Annotated in this window: 23 protein-coding genes and 1 pseudogene; 11 read left to right on the forward strand and 13 right to left on the reverse strand. The window is 57.4% G+C overall.

Going from position 1 to position 25806, the window contains the following annotated elements:
• The first annotated feature begins 81 nt into the window (after positions 1-81).
• Together FHX06_RS30610 and FHX06_RS30615 are read left to right on the forward strand one after the other, a co-directional pair.
• Entirely contained in the window at positions 82-399 is a 318-nt protein-coding gene (locus FHX06_RS30610; protein WP_312866604.1) for an ATP-binding cassette domain-containing protein, read from the forward strand.
• A gap of 98 nt (positions 400-497) precedes the next feature.
• Entirely contained in the window at positions 498-2963 is a 2466-nt protein-coding gene (locus FHX06_RS30615; protein ID WP_246715693.1) for a PAS domain S-box protein, read from the forward strand.
• 19 nt (positions 2964-2982) lie between these two features.
• On the opposite strand, the gene FHX06_RS30620 is transcribed toward FHX06_RS30615, so the two are convergent.
• The 4 genes from FHX06_RS30620 to FHX06_RS30635 all read right to left on the reverse strand — a co-directional run bounded on the left by FHX06_RS30620 (position 2983) and on the right by FHX06_RS30635 (position 5316).
• A complete protein-coding gene (locus FHX06_RS30620) occupies positions 2983-3366 on the reverse strand; it encodes a response regulator transcription factor (RefSeq protein WP_183881994.1) in 384 nt (127 codons plus the stop codon).
• Positions 3367-3415: 49 nt separating this feature from the next.
• Entirely contained in the window at positions 3416-4060 is a 645-nt protein-coding gene (locus tag FHX06_RS30625; protein ID WP_113115601.1) for a response regulator transcription factor, read from the reverse strand.
• Between the two features lie 177 nt (positions 4061-4237).
• Complete coding sequence (locus FHX06_RS30630) at positions 4238-4636, reverse strand: GFA family protein (RefSeq protein WP_113202342.1); 399 nt, start codon at positions 4634-4636, stop codon at positions 4238-4240.
• 458 nt (positions 4637-5094) lie between these two features.
• Complete coding sequence (locus FHX06_RS30635) at positions 5095-5316, reverse strand: hypothetical protein (protein ID WP_162738500.1); 222 nt, start codon at positions 5314-5316, stop codon at positions 5095-5097.
• A gap of 52 nt (positions 5317-5368) precedes the next feature.
• On the opposite strand from FHX06_RS30635, the gene FHX06_RS30640 reads away from it, so the two are divergent.
• The gene (locus tag FHX06_RS30640; RefSeq protein ID WP_113211106.1) at positions 5369-6241 is read left to right on the forward strand and encodes a hypothetical protein; all 873 of its coding nucleotides are present in this window, start codon (positions 5369-5371) and stop codon (positions 6239-6241) included.
• Positions 6242-6265: 24 nt separating this feature from the next.
• On the opposite strand, the gene FHX06_RS30645 is transcribed toward FHX06_RS30640, so the two are convergent.
• The 6 genes from FHX06_RS30645 to FHX06_RS30670 form a co-directional block, all read right to left on the reverse strand.
• Complete coding sequence (locus FHX06_RS30645) at positions 6266-6496, reverse strand: hypothetical protein (RefSeq protein WP_018114839.1); 231 nt, start codon at positions 6494-6496, stop codon at positions 6266-6268.
• Between the two features lie 599 nt (positions 6497-7095).
• Positions 7096-7911, reverse strand: coding sequence for an alpha/beta fold hydrolase (locus FHX06_RS30650; protein WP_112542153.1), 816 nt, complete (start codon positions 7909-7911; stop codon positions 7096-7098).
• 166 nt (positions 7912-8077) lie between these two features.
• The gene (locus FHX06_RS30655) at positions 8078-9019 is read right to left on the reverse strand and encodes an NAD(P)-dependent oxidoreductase (protein WP_113211108.1); all 942 of its coding nucleotides are present in this window, start codon (positions 9017-9019) and stop codon (positions 8078-8080) included.
• Positions 9020-9214: 195 nt separating this feature from the next.
• The gene (locus FHX06_RS30660; RefSeq protein WP_113211109.1) at positions 9215-10225 is read right to left on the reverse strand and encodes a ketopantoate reductase family protein; all 1011 of its coding nucleotides are present in this window, start codon (positions 10223-10225) and stop codon (positions 9215-9217) included.
• A gap of 241 nt (positions 10226-10466) precedes the next feature.
• Positions 10467-10976 carry a cytochrome P460 family protein gene (locus tag FHX06_RS30665; RefSeq protein ID WP_018114834.1) on the reverse strand — a complete coding sequence of 170 codons (510 nt, stop codon included), beginning with the start codon at positions 10974-10976 and terminating at the stop codon, positions 10467-10469.
• 289 nt (positions 10977-11265) lie between these two features.
• Complete coding sequence (locus FHX06_RS30670; protein WP_113211139.1) at positions 11266-12735, reverse strand: sodium:solute symporter; 1470 nt, start codon at positions 12733-12735, stop codon at positions 11266-11268.
• 530 nt (positions 12736-13265) lie between these two features.
• Here FHX06_RS30670 and FHX06_RS30675 point away from each other — a divergent pair.
• The 5 genes from FHX06_RS30675 (at position 13266) to FHX06_RS30695 (ending at position 20246) form a co-directional block, all read left to right on the forward strand.
• A complete protein-coding gene (locus FHX06_RS30675) occupies positions 13266-13853 on the forward strand; it encodes a Urease operon accessory protein (RefSeq protein ID WP_113013836.1) in 588 nt (195 codons plus the stop codon).
• Positions 13854-14023: 170 nt separating this feature from the next.
• A complete protein-coding gene (locus FHX06_RS30680) occupies positions 14024-15625 on the forward strand; it encodes a GMC family oxidoreductase (protein ID WP_183881996.1) in 1602 nt (533 codons plus the stop codon).
• Between the two features lie 361 nt (positions 15626-15986).
• Positions 15987-16709, forward strand: a complete 723-nt coding sequence (locus FHX06_RS30685; RefSeq protein WP_113013725.1) for a response regulator — start codon at positions 15987-15989, stop codon at positions 16707-16709.
• Between the two features lie 29 nt (positions 16710-16738).
• Positions 16739-17752 (forward strand): cytochrome-c peroxidase, encoded by a 1014-nt coding sequence (locus FHX06_RS30690; protein ID WP_210300669.1) that lies wholly within the window; start codon positions 16739-16741, stop codon positions 17750-17752.
• The gene (locus tag FHX06_RS30695) at positions 17709-20246 is read left to right on the forward strand and encodes a two-component system VirA-like sensor kinase (RefSeq protein ID WP_113211112.1); all 2538 of its coding nucleotides are present in this window, start codon (positions 17709-17711) and stop codon (positions 20244-20246) included. Before FHX06_RS30690 ends, FHX06_RS30695 begins: the two co-directional genes overlap by 44 nt.
• Positions 20247-20271: 25 nt before the next feature.
• On the opposite strand, the gene FHX06_RS30700 is transcribed toward FHX06_RS30695, so the two are convergent.
• A complete protein-coding gene (locus tag FHX06_RS30700; protein WP_183882150.1) occupies positions 20272-21531 on the reverse strand; it encodes an MFS transporter in 1260 nt (419 codons plus the stop codon).
• 367 nt (positions 21532-21898) lie between these two features.
• Here FHX06_RS30700 and FHX06_RS30705 point away from each other — a divergent pair, with 367 nt between their 5' ends.
• On the forward strand, positions 21899-23002 hold the full coding sequence (locus FHX06_RS30705; protein WP_113115611.1) for an FAD-dependent oxidoreductase: 1104 nt from the start codon (positions 21899-21901) through the stop codon (positions 23000-23002).
• A gap of 241 nt (positions 23003-23243) precedes the next feature.
• Here the strand turns inward: FHX06_RS30705 and FHX06_RS30710 are convergent, their stop codons facing one another.
• Positions 23244-24560, reverse strand: coding sequence for an ATP-binding protein (locus FHX06_RS30710; protein WP_183882000.1), 1317 nt, complete (start codon positions 24558-24560; stop codon positions 23244-23246).
• A gap of 306 nt (positions 24561-24866) precedes the next feature.
• Here FHX06_RS30710 and FHX06_RS30715 point away from each other — a divergent pair, with 306 nt between their 5' ends.
• Positions 24867-25223, forward strand: a complete 357-nt coding sequence (locus tag FHX06_RS30715; RefSeq protein WP_018114824.1) for a hypothetical protein — start codon at positions 24867-24869, stop codon at positions 25221-25223.
• A gap of 141 nt (positions 25224-25364) precedes the next feature.
• A pseudogene (gene repC / locus FHX06_RS30720) lies at positions 25365-25511 on the forward strand (replication initiation protein RepC); the annotation flags it as partial.
• 70 nt (positions 25512-25581) lie between these two features.
• Here the strand turns inward: repC and FHX06_RS30725 are convergent.
• Positions 25582-25785, reverse strand: coding sequence for a cold-shock protein (locus FHX06_RS30725; RefSeq protein ID WP_018114823.1), 204 nt, complete (start codon positions 25783-25785; stop codon positions 25582-25584).
• Between the last annotated feature and the right edge of the window lie 21 nt (positions 25786-25806).

Raw genomic sequence — 25806 nt, forward strand, 5'->3', positions numbered from 1 at the left:
CCCCCGCTGAAACCACAGGGGATGATTGAAACATGGGTCAATTCTCAGTGATATTTTCCCGCAATCCCGGGTCAGCTCTCAGTGCAAATCAACAGGCGCCGCCAAAAGGCGGGAAGTCTCTCCGGGGGTGAACGTCAAATACTCGCACTGGCGCGGGCCTTGATGCCAAGGCCGAGGATTTTGCTGCTGGACGAACCCACGGCGGGCCTGGCCCCCCGGTTTGTCGAGCGCATTCTTGATCAGATCCAGGCGATTAACCGATCAGGGGTCGCCGTGCTCATGGTGGAACAGCACACCTCCGCCGCACTCAAAATATCTCATCGGGGTTACCTTTTGCGCGGTGCGACTAACGAAAAGGCGCTAGCGATCGTTGACGGAGCAACCATCACAAGCCTTTAGCTCGCTCCTGCATCTGTCGAGTAATCGAGCCCGGGGTTAACACAGCGAAGGGCGTTCACAACGATTCACAATACTAAACTCGTATACGACATCCCCTGATGTCATTGACTTCGTTCGATACCGTCATGCGACGGGAGCAGTTTATCGAGGGAGAGCGACATGTTCACAGGGCAGTGGATGGCTTTCGTACCGGTAGCGGCAATGCGTTGGTGCGCAACGATGGTGGTGTCGTGAGCACTCTTGAACTGTTTCGACGCCGCGCAGTGCCGCTGCTGGCAGCCGGACGGATTGAGCGCCATCGCTGGCTTCTTGCGTTCTGGCTATTAGGAGGTGCGGCTATAGGCCTGTTCAGCCTGGCTTGCGCAGCTCTTGGCTTCAACTTGACGCCTGCTGCGCTTGTACTCCTATTGGTCGTTATATTCCTCGCGCTATTCGACAGCTGCATTTCATCGGTCTTCTTTTCGGTTCTTGCTGTCGGATGCTTGAACTTCTGGTTTGTTGGCCCGCTGCACACGTTCATCATCGGCAGCAGGCACGACCTCGCGACATTGATTGTCTTTCTCCTGTCTTCGCTTTTTGCCGCATGCCTTATCAGACTGGTTCGCAGCTTGGGCGTGTCGGAGCGTGAACAGGCAAGCTTACTCGATCTGACAAGTGACGCCGTGTTTGTCCGCGATGCCGACGACATCATCACGTATTGGAACCGTGGCGCGGAAGAGCTGTATGGATGGTCCCGTCACGAGGCCATAGGAAAGGTCGCCCACGAACTTCTGAAAACAAGGTTTCAGGTATCGCTTCTCGAGATAAACGATGCATTACGTCGTTCAGGGCGTTGGGAAGGCGAGTTGATCCGCACGACCCGCACCGGCAGGCGGATCTCAGTTTCCAGTCGGTGGTCACACCGGCTCGAAGATCGCAGGAACAGTGTCGGGACGCTGGAATGCAATACCGATATCAGTGAGCGCAAACGTACTGAAGGCGAGCTGAACAGGAGCCAGGCGGCCTATCTTGCTGAGGCGCAGAAGCTCAGCAACACAGGAAGCTTCGGGTGGAACCTCTCGACTGGCGAGCTTTTTTGGTCGGCCGAGACCTTTCGAATATTTGGCGTGGAAGAAGGAGCAAGGCCATCAATGGCTCTTGTCCTGGAGCGGACGCATCCGGACGATCTGCCTGTTGTTCGAGATCTTCTTGTCAAAGCCCATGCCGATCGGCGCGACTTTCGACATGAGCATCGTCTTCTGATGCCAAATGGGGATGTGAAACATGTTCGCGTGGTTGCCCGATGTGACTTCGGCAGCAAGAACAGTCCCCAATTCGTCGGCGCAGTCATGGATATCACCGCTCAGAAAGAGGCCTATGCGAAGCTGGAAAAGAGCGAGCAGCGGTACCGCTATTTGTTCGACCGGATGCCCATCGCGCTATGGCAGCTTAACGCCAGCAATCTGGTTGCCCAGTTCAAGCAGCTCAGATCCGACGGCGTGACGGATCTGGACGCCTATTTCGACGAGAACCCCGCATTCCTGAGGTCATGCATGGAAGCTATGATTTTCGAGGAAGCAAATGAACGTGGCGTCCAGATGTTCGGTGGCCGTGGGGCGGACGAGTTCAAAGGCAAGTCCGTTGTCGGCACCTTTGAAGAGAGCTCGGCGACCTTCCGACGCGCAATGGTGTCCCGTTATCGAGGGAATACCAACTTCGAAGAAGAAACCAAGATGGTGACGCTCGACGGACGTATCGTAGACGTGCTTTTCACAACAGCGCGCGTTGGTCTCTCCAAAGACCCTGATACCAGCCTCGTCGGTGTCCTTGATATCTCTGCCCGGGTCGAGGCTGAACGGCGCCTGCAGCAGGTTCAGGCGGAATTCGCGCATGCTGCCCGTTTGTCTGTCCTTGGCGAGTTGACGGCGTCGATAGCTCACGAAATCAATCAGCCGCTGGCCGCAATCGCCAACGCCGGGGCAGCCGGATTGCGATGGATAAACCGTCCGAACCCCGACCTTGACGAAGTGCGAGATTCTCTGAGCTCGATGTTGGATGATGCCAAGCGGGCAGCCGAACTTATCGGCCGAATTCGAGCAATGGCGAACGGGAAGCCTCCGGAGCGGACGCAACTCGACTTGGACGAAGTCATACAGGAAGCGCTGCAGTTCTTACGCCACGAGATCCAGGCACGTTCCGCAATAGTGACCCATGAGAAATCGCGGCAGCCGCTCGTCATAGCTGGGGACCGCACACAGGTGCACCAGGTCATCGTGAACCTGGCGATAAACGCACTTCAAGCCCCACGTCCCCAACGGAGCAACCCACACATCGTCGTGCGGTCAGGGACCTCCGCTCGCAATAGGGCGGTATTCACCGTCGAGGACAATGGAGCAGGGATCAATCCCGGTCAGGCCAATCGGCTTTTTGAGAGCTTTTTCACCACGAAGGAAACCGGAATGGGAATGGGCCTGCGAATATGCAAGTCCATCGTGGAAGCTCACGGAGGGGAAATAACCGCAGATACCGTCAGCAGTATCGGCGGCGCCTGCTTCTCGGTCAATTTGCCTATCGTACCAGCTTGAGAGCAGCGTTCGCGTCCGATCAACCGCAGGCCACCTGAGAGGTTATCACCTTCGAGAGGTTGGCGGCCAAAAGGTCGTCATCGATGGGTTTTCTCAGGAAATAGCACGCCCCGTTTGCAAGCGCGCTGTCTTCCAGGCCAGGCGCCGCATGAGCGGTAACGACGATGACGGGCACGGTCGAGCGTTGAACAGTCATGAATTTCGTCAACTCGATGCCGCTGATGCCAGGCATCTGGACATCTGTGATGAGACAGGAGCACTCGTCGAGCGTGCTGGATCTCATGAATTCCTCGGCCGATTCGAAGCCACGAGCCTCGTATCCCATCGAGCGAACAAGACGGACGAGTGACGAGCACAGTGATCGATCGTCGTCAACAATTCCGACCAACGTTACCGCTACCACTCGTGAAATCCTTTTTCTGTTTCGATTTATGGGCGCCCGTCCTGCGCGTTTATTGCCTGTAGCCTACGCCGAGCATTGGCCTGACCATGTCGGCCATCCGCACGAGATCCGGGAGTGTTCGAGCCTCCATCTTCGTCATCGCAGCGCGGCGATGGATTTTGACCGTGACTATGCTGATACCCAGGTAACCAGCTGTTTGCTTGTTCATCTTTCCAGACGTTGCGAACATCATCACTTCCTGCTCGCGCGGCGTAAGGCGCGTGAACCGATCATAGATATCCGCAGCCTGATCCGTGTTGGCGCGTCGGTCATGGTCACGGTCAATTGCCGAGCTTATGGCGTCCAGCATGTCTTGATCTCGAAAAGGCTTGGGCAGGAAGTCGACGGCTCCCGCTTTCATGGCACGTACCGACATCGGAATATCGCCATGGCCGGTCATGAAGATGACAGGGAGGAAGATGCCAAGATCATTGAGCTGACCTTGGAATTCCAAGCCACTCACTCCGGGTAGGCGAACATCCAGCACCAGGCAACCGGGTTTGTCGGGCAAAGGTTCACTCGTGAATTCGGTGACGGATCCGTAGGTGCGGGCGTGTAAACCAACCGACCGCAGAAGTTGACAGAGCGTGTATCTTACAGATTCGTCGTCATCGACAATGTGAACCAAGGCTTTATCGGTCAGATCGCGCGTCATGATCTTACTCGGTATCAAGCTGGAAGAATTTATCCGCGGAAATATACCATTCGCGTATTATACAGGCTATCACACCAAGGTGTGTTTGGTTCCTCTTGTCAGGCAATTTCCAGGTGTCGCGGCGGGCCTGCCCAACGCAAGCATACCGAACACTGCGCCCGGACCAGACGCGTCGAACTAGGAACCCGTTCGGTCGCTCTCCCCGCTAGGCGTGTCTTCCACATGCTGGGTCGCTCCCTCTATCGCGTGCAGCCAGGGTTCGCGCCTCTTCGTCCAAACCTCGATGTCAGGGAAGAGCCGGGCAGGCGCATCGTCGAGTGAGCCCAGGCGGATCTCGACATCCTGTTCATTCAGGCAGAACAGCCTGCCTCCGCACAGAGGGCAGAAGCTGCGGCCCTTATAGATCCCGGTGACGCCAGAAAATGAGAATGCGTCGCGCGGCCAGTGGGCGAAGGTTGTGAAGGAGGATCCGCTTTCCTTTCGACAATCAGCGCAGTGGCAAAGGCCGATGCGATAGGGCTCGCCCTCCACCTGATATCGAACCGCGCCACACAAGCATCCGCCGTGACGAGCCATGCTTCCTCCATCACCGTTTTCAGTCCACCTCCAGAGAACCGATCTCATCAACGAAAAGTTCAATTGGTGCGGCGTAGCAGATCCATTCCAGGAGCAGTTTGCCGACATCGTGACAACGCTTTTGGGCAGTTGTTATTTCACGTCGTGGCAGCCAGACAGGAAGTTGGCCTCGCTGAGCAGCCGAGACGACGGCGAGTTATCTGGTCAAGACCTACCCAATCCTTCTGGAAACCATTTGGTAGCCATAATCTGGTTGGTGCGCGAACCAATTCTCCGCCCAGTCGTTCCCATCAAATGACGGAGGTGCTCGCTGTGGATCAATCGCGAGAAATGCCCCTGCTGGCGACGGTTGTGATCGGAGCCGTTTCAGGGCTCGTGTCCGTAGAGGTCGTGGAGATGTTCCAGCTCTCCGGCCTTTACTATATCGGGGCCGTCGGAGTTCTCATTTTCTTGACGACTCAGTTCGGCCTCCGCTCGATGCAACAGTTTTGGGAATAATCGCCCAACAGGCGTTCCATCTCTCCGTTGCCCCATCTCTCGACGGGAAGGGCGGGAAGGTAGAAACGACGGTAAGTCCTTTTCGCCAGCGCTTTTTTCTCGATCCAGCGGCAACTTGAAAAACGGATCGCTGCAATCGCGGCGAGGTCTCCGAACCCCCAGATTGAAACGATAGCGGTCATCGCGAACCTCACGGGTCGCTTCTGCGTTTTGCTGAGAGCGGGAAGACCTCCAATGAGCAACGATGAAGATCGAAGAATGGACGATGCGACGACGGGCGAGGCAGTGTCCTTTCCCTTCGACAGGATGGCAGCGCAACGGTTCCGGGAGACGTTCCCGCGTGCGCGCTGGAGCGAGGAGAAAAAGGCCTGGTTCGTACCCGGAAGTACGGCGCGGCGCCGTATCGACCGATGGCTTGCGCGCGAAGCATCCCGAACCGAGCCCTTCGCGGATGAGAGGGGGCGCGACGCATATAATTTCGAGCCTATTCTCAGTCCCTACCTGAACGTGGGCGACATTGGTTTTTGGATACGCACGCCTTATTCTCGGACGGCGGTGGAGGAACTCCGGCAGGTCCCGTTTGCAAGATGGGAGAGTGCGAAGCGCGCCTGGCTTGTCCCCTTTTCGTCCTATGACGAACTTCTGCGACGTTGGAAGACCATCGAAGAGGCCGCGCTGCGCAATGAACCGGACGAAAGACGAAAACGCGCGGCTGCGCGAAAAGGGACGCAGGAGGAAGCAGATAGACGACGGCGTGCGGCCGAGCGACGTCGACACAGGTTGCCGGTTGCAGGCAACGATCCGCCGCCGCTCGGGAGACCTGTCGCCACAAATGCATACGGAATTGTCCTGATCGTCGAGGTCACGGGCGAAATTGTCGATCCCGAAATTGCGCAGGAGTTCTATCCTTACTCGAAGGAGGCGGTCTGGGCATTATGGAGAAGCCCGACCCTGGACGAACTTGTACATACCTGGCCGTCAAGAACCCGGACCGGAGACGATGAAAGATCGCGCGGCTGGTGGCAGCCGACGCTCGACGAACTGCGTGAGGCAAGGAAAAGCGCTCGGTCGCGCGAACGGCGCCTCAAGCAGCCCGACGGGTCATGATTTGCTCACTCCCACCGATCACCGTCAGATCGCAGGCACCCATTTCCAGAAGACGCCTTCCTTGCGGTCGGGATAGTGCTTGAACTCGCATTCGAATGCTCTGCCATAGGCGGCCGCTGCATCGAGCGCCTTGCTTCCCACGGGGTTCATTCCGGTGCCAGGCGCAAACCAATCCTCCAGCAGGTCGTCGGGAACGTATACGCCGATACGCAGCGGTAGCTTCGTCAGGACTTCATCCAGTTCGCTTGCCGGCATGTGACCTCCCTATTGCTCATTCCGCAACCCATCAGGTCTTCGAACATGCAGCGTGAAGATTGGTTCCACGCTTTTGCCGGTGCCGCATGCAAGCCCGATGCATTCGAAGCCAATTACGGCAAGCCAACCGTTGCGAGATGCATGCTATGAACCGCGTCGGGCCTGTCAGGGAGCGAAACTTCAGGCGTCCGGATTTGCGCTCCGCCTATTTTTTGGGTCCAAAACGAAAATGAGCCCCATTCCGCAGGTGATGAGCACCACGCTAAAAATGTTCCAAACGAAGAACAAAGGATAGCCGAGAAAAGTGGTGCTGTCGTTGAAGGCCACATTTCCCGCGAAAACAGAGGCAACGACAATGACCGCAATCAGAAATCGCATCGCTCCCCCATATCCGCAATTCGTCGGAGAGCGCTACTTTAACATGGCCACGCCGAAGTGGAAGCCTTTCCAAGGAACTGCGTCGAAAGCAGAAGCAGTCCGGCCAAAATTGCTTCATCTCATCGGCGGAGCTTCGAGACCGTTTCCTGACCGTGTTGGCCAGAATGCGGCACTTTCGGCCCGTACGCGAGCATCAGGATGAAGGCCTCTGTCATCATCGGTCATTGATGAACGTCATCGAGAAAGTTCCTGAGCAGGGCGTTGAAACTGGCGGGAACTTCCCAAAAGGGAGCATGCGAGGCGCGTGGGATCCGGACGCATGTGTCGTTCCACAGATTTCCGTAGGGGACGGATTTGACGTAGTCCAGGTTGACAATGTCATCCAACGCGCCGTTCACGATTGCTGTCGGTACGCTGGTTGCAGAAAGCACGTCCCGCTGGTTTGCGCCCTGGCCTTTCATGGCTCCGCTCACGAGCAAGGGCCGAAAATGTTTGTCCGTTCGCCTGATTGTGTTTGGGATGAAAGGCTCCAGATGTGGGCCCATGATGGCGTGTGCAAATTCGACCGCCTCTTCCGACGTAAGCTCTGCCTCGCCGGCCAGTCCGCCGAGCGGCCTGCGGCGAAATCCTTCGGCGATGTTGTCCCCGACGGGTGGGGTACCGGTCACCATGATGCCGTCGATTCCTGCCGAGCGGGATAGCATCTCGATTGCTATATGACCGCCGAGTGACCAACCGACGATAACGGCGCTTCTGATGCCCATCGCAGCCATCACCTCCAGACACGCATCCGCCAATCCTGGCCGCGAATAGGTCCGTTTCGGATCCACCGCATCGCCGGATTCTCCGTGGCCCGGCAAGTCAAGCGCGATGAGATGGTATGATCCGAGGATGTCGTCCATGAATTGCTTCCGAAAGACCGCGCGACAGGTCGAGTTGCCGTGAAGAAAAAGTACTTTCGGGCCGTGTGCGGAGTTCTCCTCTACAGCAATGACGCCGTGGGAGGTGACTACTTCGGTTTTTGAAAGTTTGGACATTTGCCTTCGTCCTTTGCCTGATGGCGCAATTCTCGAATATATTCGTCCGATGGGCATGGGCCGGGTCCGAGCTTTGCAGCGTTGTCTTATCGGGACTTCTGGCCGGTTTCTAAGCGAGGCTCGTTGGTTTCAACTGAAACCGACGGGTGAAAGCCGGGGATCCGGGTTAGTCCACTGTGTTCAGCAAGGGCCGCATCACGGCAAAACGCTCGATGTTTTCCGCAACCGCTCGTGCGATGTCGGCCAGGGATCTGTCGGTAATGCCGGCAACATGGGGGGTCATAATGACATTTGGATGCGCAAGAAGAGGGTCGAGCGCGTCGGCGGGTTCCGTCCAGAATACATCCAGGCCCACTCCTCCCAGTTGGCCGTCTGCGATACAGGCCTCAAGCCCCTTCCTGTCGATTAGCCCGGCGCGTGCAATATTGATGAGGACGGCACCGGGACGCAGCCATCGCAAATGCTGCTCTTGAACAAGCCCTGTCGTTTCGGATGTATGTTTTACGCAAACGATCAGGATATCCGACTGTGAAAGGCAAGCTTCTGCATTTTCAGCAGAGTAGCACCGATCGAGGTGATATTCGGATGCTTTTCCCGCGCTGGGCGCTCTCGTCAAGCCGAGCAATCGAACGTCAAACGCCTTGAGACGTTTCGCAAGCGATTTCGCAACAGCGCCAAGACCGTACAAGCAGACGCTACGACCTGCCAGCGCGGTCCCGATGGGAGCTCCAAGAATTCCGTCTCGGATATTTTCTCGAACTTTATTGCATTGGCGCAAGAGCATTAGCAGCAGAAGAATTGCGTGCTCAGCAACGGAATCCGCGTTCCCCCCGGTTCCCGGAACGTTTGCGACGGGGATTCCTCTGCAACGCGCGGCGGCGAGGTCAACGCCATCAAGGCCAACACCGAATTGTTGTATGAACTTCACACTACCGCGGTCCATTTCGACCGCTCCGATCCGTTGAGCGCGCGGGATCAGGACATCGATCTTGGAAGGCATAGTTGCGAGTTCACCATCCCACAGGAGTATCTCGTGCTCGCCAGCAAGCGATCGTTTTAAATAGTCGGGCATGTCCGGGAATGTATGTCCGGAAAACACGATACGCATCAAAGTCACCTCGATGTCTGAGACAAAAGAAGAGCGTGAGCTATCGCGCCGTGCGAATGCAGGAATGTTTCACAGCGGGCCCCGTTTGTTTCAGATGTGAGAAATGGCCGGCGGGATGGGAAAGCACTAGCGGAAGGCGGATCGATCTGTCGGCCACGCATGTCGGGCGTTCAAGCGGGCAAAGGTAGTCGGCGACTAGGCGGCATGTGACCGTTCAGCGGTGTCTCTGAAATGTGCGAGGCCGGTGATTGCCTCTGTAACCGGCATTCGGATCCCGCGCTGGTTGGCGAGTTCGATGACGGCATCGCAAATCGATGCAAGTTCCAGCTGGTTCCCTTTCTCAAAGTCCTGCAGCATCGAGGTCTTCACATCTCCAAGCTTTCGTCCGGATTCGAGGATGATATCCGGGTCGACTTCAAGCCTGGCGCCATAGGCATCGATCACAGGAATGACTTCCCGCAACATCTGTCGGCTGATGTCTGCAAGGTAGTGATTGCCGAAGTTTTCGCGCAATGTGGCTCCCGTGATGGCGGTTACCGGGTTGGAAATGAGATTGCGAACGACCTTGGTCCAAACTGCATCTCGAATACGAGGCGCGATCCTGGCGCTAATCCCGGCGGCGTTCAGCATGCTTGCCAGGGCATTTGTGCGCTCAGAGGATCGGTCATCAAGTTCCCCGATCGTCATCTGCAGCGGGTTGGCGGTTCGCGCTGTTCCCGGGCACGTGCGCTCGGCAGTGATCAGCGTGGTCGTGCCGATTATCTGTCGTGAGGGTATCAGTCTCTTCAGTCTCCCATCGGGATCGACCGATTTCACGACTTGACCGGTCCAATCACCCTCATCGCCGTCGAAATACCACCAGGGTATGCCGTTGACGACTGGAACAATGATGGTCTCGGCGGAAATGAGCGGCTGTAGAACGGCCGCCAGGTCGGCCAGATCATGAGACTTGGAGCAGAGAAATAAAATCCGCTGCGGGCCGAAGTCCGTCGCCTGGCCGACCTCGACGCGCGCACGATGGTCGCCTTCGCTGTCCAGTAAGCGAATACCCTGCTTGTTGATGGCAGCGAGGCTGTCGCCCCGAGCGACCAGCCGGACATGAAAGCCGGCGATCGATAGGCGCGCTGCAACCGTAATCCCTATCGCGCCAGCACCGGCTATACATATCGGTAAGCCTAAACCGGCTTTGTCGAAAAATCCGGGCATATGCCCTCCTGCTGATATCTATCGGCAGGATCGGTGAACCTCGTTTCCGCGCTATTACAGCAATCGTCCAAACCGTTACAGACTTAGTCAATCAACCTGAGTGATGACATCAAATCGTCGCTTTTGAAGAACCGGTCCCGTCACGGGATGATCGCCTCGCCTGACGCAATCCTGTCGTATCGGGCCGTGTCAATGATCACGCGGGCGATCGCCGCGTCGCCTCGCCTGTCTGGCCGGAAGCTCAAGGCGCATATCGTGTGAACACGTAATCGTGGTCCACGACGTTGCTGACATGACAGGAAAGACAGGTTTCGTGCTGGGCAATATCGACCGGCTTGCCGTCTACGAACCTTCCGAAACCCCAGCCATGACTGTCAGGGTATTTCTTCGAGTCCTTCACCATGACCTGCACAGTCGTCGCGGCGCCCGGAACGGTCGCAGGCGCGAACTCCGTCGACTGCTTGCGCTTGTAGGCGAGCTTGACCAGAATCGAACCATCCGGAAAGGGCAGCGTACCCTTCTTGTAGGCGTCGACCGCGATGTCGTTGCCAAGCACCGAGCGCAGTTCATCAAGCGGCGGCGCTTCCTGAGCCGGCGCTATGAACTTCCAGTCTCTGTAGCCTTCCGGAATGGTAACCCCGTAGATCGGAGAAGCATTTTCAGGAGCTGACTGCGTCGCCGCGCAAAAGGAAGCGACGGCGCCAAATGCAAGTGCGGAAATGACAAATATGCCAGGGAGTGCGGGCTTCAATTTGGACTCCTTTCGGACCGATGATCTGAAGCCACGATTGCTGGCGATTGTATCCGCATAATTTCAGGGAGGCGCCGATATGTATCAAAATGTGTACGGGCTCAAAGGACCTTGAATCGACGTCTAATCAGCCTGACAGCACGAGGTGAGACCGGCCGCGATTGCGGCGAGCATGGTGCTATCGCCCAATTCTGTCCGGTAATGCGGAGGCAATCGCAAGGGGATTGAAGACACGCGAAGCCTCGGGGAAACTGCACCGAAGCGCACCGCGAGACTCCTATGTTCGCAGCTATGGATTGAAGCGCGCCGAAGACGTTTGTCGTTGGGCAGTCGCAACGCTGACCAGCAGTGCGACGAGCACGTTCAGAGTCAGTGCGATGAAACCGGTGTTGATCTGCTTTACCGTCGCCGGAGCATTTGGAAAGAAGCTGGCGATCGTCAAGCCAGTCGTGACGACGATGCCGACTGTGCCGACGCCGACGATTATCCCCGCGGCTGCCCCCTCCTTCGTGAAGGGGTTTTTCGGCAGCAGACTCGCAAGAAGAGCCGGAAAGAGCTGGGTCACGATGCTGTAACCCATAATCAGGATGGCAACGATGCTTTCTCCACCCATCAAGGTGAAAAGTACGGCAATGGCTGTCATGAGCAGAACCGAGCACTTCGTAAAACCGGTGACCAGCCTGTCAGAAATCGAAGGTGCCAGCTTTCTCAGAATATTCGTCGAGATCAGAGTGGATCCGACGATGACGATGGTCGAACCCGGCACAAGTGCCGTAAGCACGCCTGCGGCCCCGATCACGCCGACGAACCAGGGATCAAATGTGGCAATGGACAGCTTCAAGAGCGCCAGGTCGATTTCGTCGCCCTGCAATCCGGGGATCTTGAGGACGGCCGCAAAACCGACGAGCATTGCAAACAGCATAACCAGCGAATAGAGCGGCATCAGCACAGCGTTCCGCCGAAATGCACCCTCCGATCTGGACGTGTAGACGGAGGAGAAGGTGTGCGGCCACATATAAAGGCCGAGGGCCGAAAGCGCGACGGTGCTGCAATACCAAACGATCGTTTCGCCGGTATTCGGAAGCGCCAAGAAGCCGGGCCTTGCCATCTCGATCTGATCGAACATCGCTCCAATCCCCCCATAATAGTGATAGGGAAGATAGAGCCCGAGAAACGCACAGATGATCCAGATCGTTACGTCTTTGACCGCCGCTGCCCACGCAGAACCGCGCATCCCTGAAGCGATGACATACAGGGCCATCACCGCCGCGCCTAAAATCACTGCCCTGGACTTCGAAATCTCGCCCCCGGACAAGGTTTCGGCGATGATACCAAGGCCCTTGAGTTGCAGGATGAGATAGGGAATGAGGGCCACGAGGCCGACGACAGTGACCAGAAAACCGAGACCGGGGCTGTCGTATTTCTGCTCGAAGAAATCCGGTTGCGTGACCAGTCGCATCTCGTTGGCAAAACGCCAAATGGGCGGAAGCAGCCAGTAGGATGTGACAAAAGCCAGGCAGGTGTAAGTCAGGATGTAAAATACTGTGCCGCCCTTGCCATAGGCAAATCCACTTGCACCAAGGAATGTAAAGGTGGTGTAGATTTCCCCCGCCATCAGCAGGAAGACCAGGACGGGCCCAAATCGCCGCCCGCCCAGCGCCCACTGCTCGAGACTGACGCGGCGATGATTGCGGCCCCAAGCAGCCAGGATCAAAATCGCCGCTACGACTGCGCAAATCAGCCACAAGGCACTGTTCACAACGAGCACTCCTTCCGGTCGATTACCAGGGCAACGACTGTGGCAATCCAGAGTGGAGGCAGGGACGTGATCTCCAAGGCCGAGCGGTCTGTGCGGATGTCACCACGTCTTTTCCGTCGCCGTGAAAAACCAACTGGGCTTCGAAGAGAGGCGGGCATCTAGCGAACAGTCTCGTTGCGATGGGGCGGCTCCAGGGTGGATCCGCGTTGGAGCCGACTCGCAGACTATCTCCGGACAAGCGAACTGAATAGGGCAGGGACGCTTCTTCTCAGGCCAATCGTCTTACGATCGTAATAATTGATTTCCGTGCTCCGGGTCTGCTCACGGCGATGTTACGAACACAATGATTTCCTCTGATTTTGCAATGAAGCGTTCATGACCCGAACCAAGCTTTGCGACCTCTCCAGGAGGCCGGCACGGACCGGTTAGCCGTCCATTGCCCGCTTCGCCCCGACGATCTGCTGCCTCATTGGGCTACGGCCTCTTCGCGGACGGAGCCATCCAATCGAGGAATTTACATGACCCGCATTATGATCGTAGGAAATGGCGCCGTAGATTGCCGCTACGCGCCGATTATCGAGTCCGCGGACCTGGTTGTCCGGTTCAATGATTGCCGTTCCAGTGGCGCCAGTGGCCTACGCACCGACGTCGTTGCGGTTTGCAACACCGGTCGACCAGCCAAATCGATGCTGGGCTCAGACGTCTGGCGATCACATCCAGCTGTCGCTCAAGCGGAGGAGATCTGGTGTGTACGTGATCCCAGGAAATTTGCCGCGATGAAACCCCTCATTGCGGTGCTTCACCCGGAACTAGACGATTTCTGCGACGACGGCACGCAGGCATTCAATGCGTTCTGCCTGGAAAGCGGCAAGCGCTGCTTCGTCATCGATGAACGCACGCACGATTGGGTCGATGACGTGCTGCAGTCCTACCACCCGGCGCCCTATGTCGTCCCTAGCAGCGGCATCATCGTGATCGCCAGCGTGCTGGACAGATATCCCAACGCAACGGTTACCATTGTCGGATTTGGACATGAAGGATGGGAATATCACCCATTCGCCGCCGAACGGCGGCTCGTCGATGACTACGTGACGTTGGGCAAGCTGCGCAGGCTTTAGCCGGCACTCATATCCTTGCAGATGTAACCGCAATCCCCTGATCGATAACCGGGCAGACACCTGGTTTCGCAATATCCGTCACCGGCGCCGAGAGGTAACCAGCGCAAAATTCGCGCGGGGAGCCTCCATGGTGCCGGGTGCAAATGCCATTTCCACGGAGACAACACACAATGCCTGACGCATCTATCCCGAAAACGCTGGCCAATTCCTTCGATGTCATCGTTTGTGGTTCCGGGACATCTGGTTCGATCGTTGCTCGTCGTCTGTCCGACAATCCAGATCTCAACGTCCTACTGCTTGAATGCGGATGGATAACTTATTCAGACACCATCGAGACCGCCACGCGATGGCCCGAAAATATCGGCGGCCCTCACGATTGGGCGTTCCATTCCGAACCGCAGGCGGGTCTGGGCGGCAGATCGCTGCTGATGTCGATGGGCAAGGTTGTGGGTGGCAGCTCCAGCATCAATGCGATGATCTGGGCGCGAGGTCATCGCCACGATTGGGATTTCTTCGCTAGCGAAACGGGGGATGCCGGATGGGGTTATGAAGCGATTTTGAAGCTTTACGGCACGATCGAGGATTACCGCGGCAGCCCGGACATGGCGCGTGGGAAAGGCGGTCCCGTCGCGGTTTTTCAGCCGGCGCGACCTCATCCGATTGCGCCAGCCTTGGTAGCTGCCGCAAAGTCTGTCGGGATCCCCGAATTCCGAAATCCCAACGGCTACATGATGGAGGCGAAGAGCGGTTGTGCCATCTCGGACGTGCGAGCCGATGGGCTGGAGCGGGTAACCATCTTCGATTCCTATCTGCGTCCGGTGTTCGGTCGCGACAATCTGACCTTGGTCACCGGCGCAGTCGTGCAGCGCGTCGTCACAGAATCCGGACGAGCAGTCGGCGTCGATGTTCTGCTCGACGGCCTACCGCAACGCTTCGCTGCCTCACAGCAGATCGTGCTGTCCACCGGATCCATCAACACGCCGCGCATTTTGATGCAATCCGGCATCGGCAACGAGATTGAACTGAAGCGGCTCGGAATTCCGATCGTTCAGCATCTTCCCGGAGTCGGCGAGAACCTGCAGGATCACCTTTGTTTCCCGAGCATTTTTGAGTATCACGAGCCGCAGCCAGCACGGGGCAATGGCAGCGAAGCGACAATCTACACATCGGTTCATTCCGACAGCGCTTCACCGGATGTGCTGATGTGCCAGGGCGAATTCCCGGTCTGCAGCCCCGAACTTGCAAAACAGCATTCCGTTCCCCAAAATGCCTGGTCACTGGTCGCAGGATTGGCGCAGCCTCGCAGCCGAGGCAGGGTCAGACTAAGCAGCGCCGATCCACGCGATGACGTCGTGCTGCAACTCAACGCTTTGTCGGATCCGCGAGACCTGGCGACTGCACGGGCAGCGGTCGAACTCAGCCGGGAAATCGGTGCCCAGGCGCACTTGAAGGAGCTGACAAAACGTGAGGCCTTTCCCGGGAGCGCCTACAAGAACGACCTCGACCTATTCATAAGGCAGAGCGCCGTTCCCTTTTGGCACCAGACCTGCACGGCCAAGATGGGGCGGGACGAATGGTCCGTCGTGGATGCAAAGCTCAAAGTCTACGGCATCGACAATCTTATGATCGCCGACGGATCGGTATTCCCTCGCATTCCGACAGGAAACACGATGGCACCCTGTGTCGTCGTCGGTGAGCGGGCCGCGCAGATATTGCTGAAGGAAATATCAGGCAGCGTCGCGACCCCGACCGCCTTCGAAACCCGGCTCTGAAGGGTCATGAGACCGGCAATTCCGTCGGCGATGCTGCCGATCGGAATTGCCGGGGGCCGATAGCACGGGCCACGATTCTTGGACGTTCAGCCGGCCACGCCAGGAAGAGTTCGCTTTGGCGCCAATTCCGGCCGGATTTTGCTTGCGCCTGTGAGGAAATGGAGAGCCACTGTTGACCGCGATTCCGTCGGATGCTCCAGGTTTGGCGTCAAGGCGGTGCAAATTGAGTCTCACTGGCGCTTGTCGACAGCCAGCGTTTCAATTGTAACAAAGCCGCGCCGGCTGTAATGCATTTGAAATCTCGTGCAGCAATACGCGAAGCTAGGCCGAATTCATTCGAGTGGTGTCTGGGGGTTACAACGTGAAACACATTCTGGTCGTCGATGATGACAGTAAGCTTCGTGGCCTTCTGATAGACTATTTCTCGCAACACGCCTTTCGTGTCACCGGCGTGAAGGACAGTCATCAGCTCGGCCAGGTGCTGCAAGCCGAACCGGTGGATCTCGTTATTGTCGATCTCAACCTCGGCCACGAGGATGGGCTGGAAATCGTGCGGACATTATCGGGCAAATCGGACGCGCCGATCATCATTATCAGCGGAGACCGGCTCGACGAAACCGACAAGGTGGTCGGGCTGGAGCTCGGCGCCTGCGATTATATCACCAAACCTTTCGGCCTTCGGGAATTTCTGGCCCGTGTAAGAGCAGCATTGCGCGTTCACCCGGTGGCGAGCGATCGCAAGGATCGCAAGATCTATTACTTCGACAAGTGGATCCTGAACGTCAAAAGACGGCAATTGATCTCGAACGAAGAAAGCGAGGTCAAGCTGACCGCCGGTGAATTCAATCTGCTCACGGCGTTCCTCGATATGCCCCGCCAGGTGCTGTCGCGCGAGCAGCTTCTGTCGGCAAGCAGGGTGCATGACGAGGAGATTTTCGATCGCAGTATCGACGTGCTCATCCTGCGGCTCAGACGCAAGCTGGAAACCGACGCCTCGGCGCCGAAGTTGATACGTACCGAGCGCGGCGCCGGCTACATATTCGATGCCGACGTTGTTGTTGAAGCGCGCAGGCGAGCCAAGTGATCGGTTCTCGACGGGGCGCCAGGTTCCGCATGTGGGCGACCTGGCGAAACCGTCAGGCTGTTCTTGCGGTGATTGCGCTGGGTCTTTCCTTTGGCGTTGAAGCGGTTCACGCGATCGATCGCAATCCCAATCCCCGTGAGCCGCTTGCCCCACTGACTGTGCCTGAAGGGCTTGATGCCGAGAAGGTTGCACTTGGCGGGTTGTTGTTTTCTGACCCTATCTTGTCGGGCATGAACAAGCTTGCCTGCGTGAGTTGCCACGACCTGACCGCCGGCGGAACCGTCAACGTCAGGCGAACGGTCGGCTACAAGGGTCGCGTTCACCGGTTTAACGCGCCGACGATTTTCAACGTCGGCAATAACTATCGGCTCGGCTGGAGAGGAGATTTCACGTCGCTCGAGGATCAGAACGAACGAATATTGCTCGACGACAACCTCATGGCCGCGACGTGGCCGGATCTGCTCGCGCGGCTACGCCAGAATCCGGCATATTCGGCCAGGTTTCAGAGCCTTTATGGCCGTCCGGTGCAGCGCGAGGACCTGCTTGATGCCATCGCGACCTTTCAGCGGTCCTTGACAACGCCCAACGCGCCGTTTGACAGATACCTTGCCGGTGATCTCAACGCTCTGTCGGAGAAGGAGCTGGAAGGATACCGTCTCTTCAAGGACCTTGGTTGCGCATCCTGCCACCAGGGGTCGAACGTCGGTGGAAACATGTTTCAGAAGTTTGGGATCTTTGCTCCTCCGCCTTCAATTGATCCCGACAACGATGGAGATCTCGGGCGCTACACACTGACTGGAGTTGATGCAGATAAAGGCGTGTTCCGCGTCCCCAGCCTGCGCAACGTTGCCGTTACGGCACCCTATTTCCATAATGGCAGCGTCTCTTCACTGTCGGATGCAGTCGAAATCATGGCTCGCAGCCAGCTTGGGCGCACGCTCAGTCAGCGCGATGTGGAGTCCCTAGTGGCGTTCCTGAACACTCTTACGGGCGAGTACAATGGACACAAGCTCCAGCCGGCCCCAGCGTCGAGCAACGATTGAATTATGGCGTATCGCCGTACTCGTCATCGGTGCATTCTGCTTCGCTCTGCTGGCAATCGGACGCGTTCCGTCACGAGACACGCACGAAGCGATACTGACGGCATTGAGGGCTATCGATGTCAATCATGCTTCGTTGCAGCGCGACGTGCTGCGGGCAAGAGCAGGGCTGCTCAGGAATTATGATCCGTTGGTCGAATCGATCGTCAACCTTCATGCTGCGCTCAGCAGGCTGAGGGCGACGTTCCCGGAAAGCGGTGTCGAGAACGTCTCCGACCTCGATCGGGAACTGACTGCGCTCGCCCAGTCGATCGACCGGGACGAGGCATTGGTCGAGCGTTTCAAAACGGACAACGCGATCCTGCAGAACTCTCTTACGATAGCAAACCAGTTGCTCAGCGAATTGCATGCCAGCACTGATCCTGCAATCCAACAGGCGCTGGGGCGGTCAAACGATCTCGGCAATATGATGATGCGCTTTGAAGCCGATCCCGGCGAGCGGCTGGCTCGTTCGATCCAGGACCAACTTGGCGCCATACTTCGCTCCGATGCCGCAAACGTCGCCGAAGTCAGAACCTATGTCGCGCATGCCCGCATGATCCTCGCGACGCTGCCGGCGGTCGATGGCACGATCGCCTCGATCCAGGCATCGCAAACGCCCGTCGAGGCGCAACTCCTGCAGAAGCATTATCTCGATGCCTTCGGCGTCATCAGCGTTCGCTCGGCCTGGAGCAGGATCTTGCTGGGCTCGATCTCCGTTCTGCTGTGCATCTACGTCGCGATCCTCGTGTACCGATTGCGCAGTCAGACCAATCGTTTGACCCAGCAACTCGATCTCGAAAATCTGATAGCGGATATCAAGCAGCGTTTCAGCGATGATTTCGACTCGGTCGCGAATGCTGTCATGGACTCGCTTGTCATCGTGGCGGAGTTTTTTGATGCAAGCCGATATGCTTTCGTCGTCGTCGACACGAGTTCTCGATCGGTTGTTGAGAGCTTCGGAAATGTGGAGGCGCCAACTTTGGCCGGTCTTACAGCCCGATTTTCGGACCAGATATCGGCTTCGACCATGGCGGAGAAGCTTCACTGGGATCGCTTCTTTTACCAAAATCTGCAGCGCTCGGAGATGCAGGCACTTCCCGAAGGTTCGCTGAGTGCCGGTTCAGTCGTTGCGACGAGCATAGACGCCGGAAAAGTCGGATTGCTCTTCCTCGAACATGCCGAAATTCGCAAGAAACCGGGTAGCGACGAAATAAGATTGCTCGGGCAAGCAATCGTCGCACTCTCACATAGTTTGAGGGGAAAGCGCGAGCGCAAGGAAAGGCAGGAGCTGGAGGGGCGCCTTGAGCATGCGCAAAGGTTGGAAGCAGTCGGAACGCTCGCGGGCGGCATTGCGCACGAATTCAACAACGCGCTTAGCGCGATAATGGGTTACGGGGAAATGGCGCTGGAGCTCAACCAGGCACCATCACGTACGCGCCAATATATTCAGGAGATTGTCTCGAGCGGCCTGCGTGCCAAACATGTTGTCGATCAAATTCTCACTTTCAGCCGAAAGCGCGAGAGGGTAAGCAGGCCCTTCGACGTCAAGGAGGCTATCGACGACATCGTACCGCTCGTGAAAATGTCGATTCCGGACACTATCCAGCTAGCGAGCACTATCGCGCCGAACATGCCGGCGGTCGCCGGCAATCCGATCGAGCTTCAGCAGGTCATCATGAACCTCTGCACGAACGCCGCGCAGGCGACGGGCGAAAATGGAAGAATTCAAATTTCGGCGCAGATGGTAGAGTTTTCTGCCGACATTGCCCTTTCGCACGGCAATATTACCGCCGGGCGCTATGTCCTTGTCGGCTTGACAGACAATGGAACCGGTATCGCACCCGGCCTTTTCCCGTACATCTTCGAGCCTTTCTTCACGACCCGAGTGAATCGAGGCGGAACCGGCCTCGGTCTGGCCGCTGTTCACGGCCTTGTCACTGCGATGGACGGCAGGATCGACGTGGAAAGTCGGCAGGGCGAAGGCACGACCTTCAATCTTTATTTCCCGGTGAGCGCTGCAGCACCCGTTCCTTTGGAACAATTTTTCAATGAGAGGACGGTTCCGCTTGGCAATGGCGAAATGGTTCTGCTTGGCCAGCGCGATCACAATCTGCGTCTGATGTACGAGGAAAAGATTGCCGCGCTCGGATATGAACCTGTCGGCTTTGAGAGCCTCTCAGCGCTCAAGGACTGGGTGTCGGAAAGCGCGCGCGCGCCCGACCTGATCCTTCTCGATCTCGATTTATGGCAAGTCATGCCGGACCTGCGACATATCGCCGGCGAATTCGGGCAGACCACCACGGTGTTTATCGTTGAGCCGGAGCATGCCGGTGCCGATCATCGCGTCTTTGCCGACATATCAATGTTGCGAAAACCCATCAGTTCCAACCGCCTTGCTGCTACGCTGTTCGAATTGATTGGGAACAAGCAACCGCGCCCCGAGGTCCCCCGATAGCCGGTCAGGTTTCCGATAAAGTATTTTACCTTTGAGCGCTCGAGACTTGCTGCCGGTCGGTCAAGGCCTCGGGCCGAACCAAGAAGTAAACACCCAGGCCCATCGTGAGCGCACTGACGAAGAGCAGGTAAAACACATGCGAAAGCGACGAGATCGTCAAGAACGTGGCGAGCGTTACCGGTGTCAGGCCACCAAAAAATGCGTAGGAAACATTGTAGGAGAAAGATACGCCCGAAAAACGGACTGGGGGCGGAAAGCATGAGACCATGACAACGGCTGCTCCAACGGCACTAAGGCCGGAAAAGCCGATTATGGCGCTCGAAAGAAAGACCTGGGCTGGCGTAGAAATATTGTAAAAAGCAAAGCCGCCGATGGCCAAAAAAAGGCCTCCGACCATGAAGAACCGCGCCGCGCCGATCCGATCGAAAAGCAGTCCGCCTGAAACCACCCCGACCACGAGGGACATCGCGCTTATCGTTGTCGCGATCAGCGCAACTTGATGGTCGACATGGTGAGATCCCTCCAGGATCGTTGGGACCATCAGCGTCAGCATCACGACACTAGCCGACAGGATCCAGGTGCAAAGGCCAGAAATAACGATGCTCCGCCGATAGGTCTTCACGACCACGGCGAGAGGCAATTCGGGAACGAGTTGTTTTTTTGCTCTTAGAGCCACAAACACCGGCGTTTCATGCAACATGCGGCGAAGCCGCATCCCGATGAGGCCGAAGACACCACCGAGAATGAAAGGCAACCGCCACCCGTAACTCAACATGTCGGCAGGCGGCAGAATCATCGTCGTCAGTGCCGTAAGGGATGCGCCCAGGAAAATCCCAACCCCGAGCCCGGCGCACACTAGGCCGCATGCAAAGCCCACACGACGCGAGGAAACGTGTTCGGCCGCAAATGTCCAGGCGCCGGGCACTTCCCCGCCGATCGCAATACCCTGAAATATGCGGAGGACGACGAGCAATAAGGGCGCGGCAATCCCGGCGCTCTGATAGGTCGGCAAAAGCCCGACCGCGAGCGTTGCGCCGGCCATCAACAGAATTGAGAATGCAAAGACGCGCTTGCGGCCAAACATGTCGCCGAAATGGGCAAGCACTATTCCTCCGAGAGGCCGGAAAATGTAGCCGGAGGCGAATATGCCGTAAGTTTGTATCATCGCCAGCCATGTCGGCATATCAGGCGGGAAGAACAGCACGCTGATCGACTCGGCAAGGAAGACAAAAATTACAAAGTCATAGAATTCCAGAGCCCCGCCAGCGGACGCAAGACAAAGCATCCGAAACACGTCTCGGCGCCTCGAGGGACGGGTCGAATGCCGATTCCATTGCGTGTCGGCTTCGGTTTGTTCTGAGCGGGTCAATTTCGATGCGACGCCAATTGGGCCTTGATGGAGCGTATAGGCTCCTAACGTCGATGGTACCTGCGGGAAAAGTGAAATTCGGTTACAGATGAAAGAACCGTACTATCCGAAGGCCAATTCCCTTCGTCCGACAGCCAAATCCCCTCGAATCTGTGCCGAACGCGGCAATTTGCTACAGATGAAATACCAAGGCAGGTTTTTGAAGCGACGGCGCAACATTTCATCCTAACCTAGGCGTATTGCAAAGTGGTCATTCTGGCCGCGCGACAATGGGAACCCAGTCATGAAGATTCTGATCGTCGGGGCCGGCATTGCCGGACTTGCTACGGCAAGAGCGCTCGAGCTGAAAGGATTTGAGGTCGACATCGTCGAGCGGCGCAGTATCTCCCCCACGACCGGTCAGGGCATCTTCCTCTTGGGCAATGCATCACGCGCCCTGGCAATGCTTGGGGTACTGGGGGACGTCTTTGATGTCGCCTTTCCAATCGAGGCACAGAGAATTTTGACGTCACGCGGTGTCGTCATCAATGATGTCGCCACCCAGACGGTCTGGGGCGACTGCGGTCCCTGCCTCGCACTGCCGCGGCACAAGCTAATTGATGCGCTCCAGGCGTCGATCAGCACGACGAAAGTGTCCTACGGTATCTCCGTCACCGCGGCCCGATTGCGGGATGGCATCAGAGAAGTGCACTTCAGCGATGGCAGCATCGACAAATACGACCTCGTCATTGGCGCTGACGGAATTCGCTCGGCCGTGCGAGAATTCGGTTTTGGCGGGAGGACACCGCGCCCCCTCAGCATGTCTTGCTGGCGCTTGGTGGTCGAAAACCACAATCAGGTGGACGCCTGGACGGCTATGCTGGGAAAAGGACGGACGCTCCTTGCCATACCTTTGAGCCGCTCCGAGCTCTATATCTATGCCGACTGTCCGGTGGAACAGTTCGGCGATGGATCGATTGGCGTTCTCCGGGCACGCTTTGCCGACTTTGGCGATCCGCTGGGCTCGATCATCGCTGCTCTCGACGATAAGGTCACAGCCCACACTGCAAGACTTGAAGAGATTCCAGCCGGTCGTTTCATTGACCAGGGGCTTGTGCTGGTCGGCGACGCTGCGCATGCCTCGTCGCCGAGCATGGCTCAAGGCGCGGCGATGGCGCTGGAGGATGCCATCGTGCTTGCCGCCTGCCTGGCTCAGAATGGTCAAGTCGCGCAAGCCCTGGAGGAATTCTACAAGCGGCGAAAGGGGCGTGTAGAATGGGTCCAGCAGCAATGTCATGCGCGCGACAAGCTGAGAGGCGCGGCAGATATTGTCCGAAATCTGGTGCTTCGCAACTTCGGAAACGCGCTCTACGCGCGGTCCTACCGGCGCCTGGCACAGAGCCTTTAGATCGATCGCCCAGCGGTTCTGCGAGAGCATTGAGGGCGCTGTTTGTTGTCGGCTGTGCCGCGCTGGGTAGCGTTGCCTCTCTGGCCGATGCTCCCTCACGCTTGGAAGAACATTGCTTGCGCCCATCGCCGGCAAAGCATGATGAAATGAGATTTCACGGCTCGACCCGAACAATCAAACCGACGAAAAGACGCGTCGCGCTCTCAAGACAGCCCTTCGCATTGCCAGCCGTTTGGGGCTCCTAACCGTCGACAGCCGGCGCTATCACCAATTCTGCGATCAGGCCGCCGTCCGGCCTGTTTCGCAAATTGAGGCTTGCTCCGAACGTCGCGGCTAACTGTTGGGCGATCGCCAGACCGAGACCGCTGCCGGGAATTCCCTCGCTGGCGATCTGGCCACCCCGCACGAAAGGCTTCTTGACAGCCTCCAGCAGTTCGTCGGCGATCCCCGGCCCCCGGTCCAATACGGTAATTATGATCTCATCGCGATGTGAGCGGATGGCGCTGACCTCGGCGGCTCCCGCGAATTTTAGCGCGTTATCAATGAAGTTCGAAAGGCTTCGTCTCAAGGCCCGCGGCTTGGTCACGATCGGACCGGTAACGGAATTGGCGATGGAAACAGTCCGGCCAGTGTCTTGATAATCAAGCACGAGGCATTCGATGAATGAGCGGAAATCGACAAGTGCGAAGCCCTCTTCATTCGCATGCGCATTCCTGGCATAGGCAATGCCTTCGCGGACCAGCCGCTCAGTCTCATCGAGATCTCTGAGGAGCTTTTCCTTTTCCGGAAAATCGCTTGCCAATTCAGCGCGCAGTCGCATGCGGGTAATCGGGGTCTGCATGTCGTGGGAGAATGCCGACAGAACCTGTATGCGCTCGTCCAACTGTTGCGAGATTCGGTGTCGCATGGCGTTGAAGGCCTTCGCCACCGCGGCAACCTCAAGAGGGCCACCCTCTTTCAACGGTTCGCCCGGGCGATTTGGATCGAGCGCCTCCACTGCCGCAGTGATTTGGGTCAGCGGCAAAATCGACTTTCTGACGGCGTAGGCAAACATGCCTGCAGACACCAGCAGGAAGACAACATGACTTGCAATCATAGTCATCGCCGGTCCCATGGTCTGGCGTTCTGTGTTACCGGCTACGAGAATCTTCCGAGGGGGCAAAATCTCGGGCGGGGGAGGCGAAACAGCATCTGAGCCGCTGCTCTCCAGCATCCCCGCCCCATCAGCGCTTGCCTCTTCCCGTATGACCTGCAGCGGCGTCTGCCGATCGTCGAGCGCTGCAAGTTCGGTCGGTACGGCAAACACTTGTTGTTCGGCCCCGTTCGGCTGGGCTGGGTGCCGCACCTCATTGTAGAGGCCGACCGCCAGACCGCCATGAGCAAAAACGAGACCGACGGACAGGATGAACAGCAGCCGCCCGCGCAAGGTTCTTGGCGGTACGCGCCATGCGGCGTCGGTGGAAATTGTGGTCACAGAAGAACGAAATCGCCCGGTCATCGGTTTCTCTTCAATGCGCTTGCTGGCAAACGGATGAAAGACTTGTCCATCTTCAGACATAGAAGCAGGGGCCAAGTCGCAGGGAGAAGTGCTGCTGCAAAACCGCAGCATCGTTTCAGTTCTCCGGAAATATGTTTCGTCTGTAATGAAGTACGCCGCAGAATTCTTGCGGCAGCAAAGTATCGGGCCACCAACAATCAACCCGTTGCGACAACCTAGACCAAAGTCTAGTGACAAGTGAATTGCCGTCTAGTGTCGATCCCTGGTGCGAGGCCCTACCTCAAATATGTCTTCACACCGGAGCGCCAAGCACTTTCGAAGCGACCGACGAGAAGACCTATCGTAACCCCCTACGGAGATTTTCCGATGAACCGCGTTCTTAACCTCGCCGCCGTCGTCCTCGTTTCCTCGTTCGGCTTCGCAACTGTCAGCCACGCAGAGAGCCTTGACATGAATGCCCCGGGCCCCCTCGAAAACACCCTTCGCACCTTCTCGTCCGATTTCGACGTCCACGTACTTGGTAACTGGGACCAGTCGCCCGAGCATACCACACGTGGGTCTTCCGTTTCGGATCGCTCGGAGAACGCCATTCAGGGAATTCAGGCTGCCATTGAAGCAAATGGCCCGCTTGTCGCAAGGCTCGAAAGAGATGGCGTGAAGGTCTCCAATATCGTCGACGCAGAACAGGCTGCGGACGGCGGCATGACGTTCTATTCTCGTTAATTGCCGGTGCGGCGGGTGTTGCCGAAGCATGGCAGCACCCGCTGCAGCAAGGGTATGACGGCAGAAAGGGGGACGGGCAGCGTCCTGAAATCCCTTCCTATGCGGCGGGCAGCAAGTTCTCATCGCCCGCGGAAAATGCGGGCGACCGTGATCGCCTGCATCCTGGAGCGGACAGGCCAAGTCAATTCGGTCGGCGGTTGTCTGCGCGACCTGACGAGACGAGCCGAACACGGGGAGTTTGTGCTCGGTCCCATCCTTATGGCGCTTCCAGGCAGCCGACAGAGATAAACTTCTAAATGAGAAGGGCGCCTCATGGGCGCCCAGCTAGTGCTTGTGATTTTTAAGCGAGTGTCGCAGCTCAGAGCGGCCTGACGTTTTCCGCCTTTGCCTTGCCGGTCTTGCGGTCCTGGCCTACATCGTAGGAAACGCTCTGCCCTTCCTTCAACCCATCGCCATATTGAAGCGCGGTGACGTGGACGAAGATATCGGGTCCGCCCGTCTCCGGCGTGATGAAGCCAAAGCCCTTGTCCATGTTGAAAAACTTAACCTTGCCAGTCGGCATGACGTCCTCATGTGTTTGTAC

The organism is Rhizobium sp. BK512, assembly GCF_014194915.1.
GTDB lineage: Bacteria > Pseudomonadota > Alphaproteobacteria > Rhizobiales > Rhizobiaceae > Rhizobium.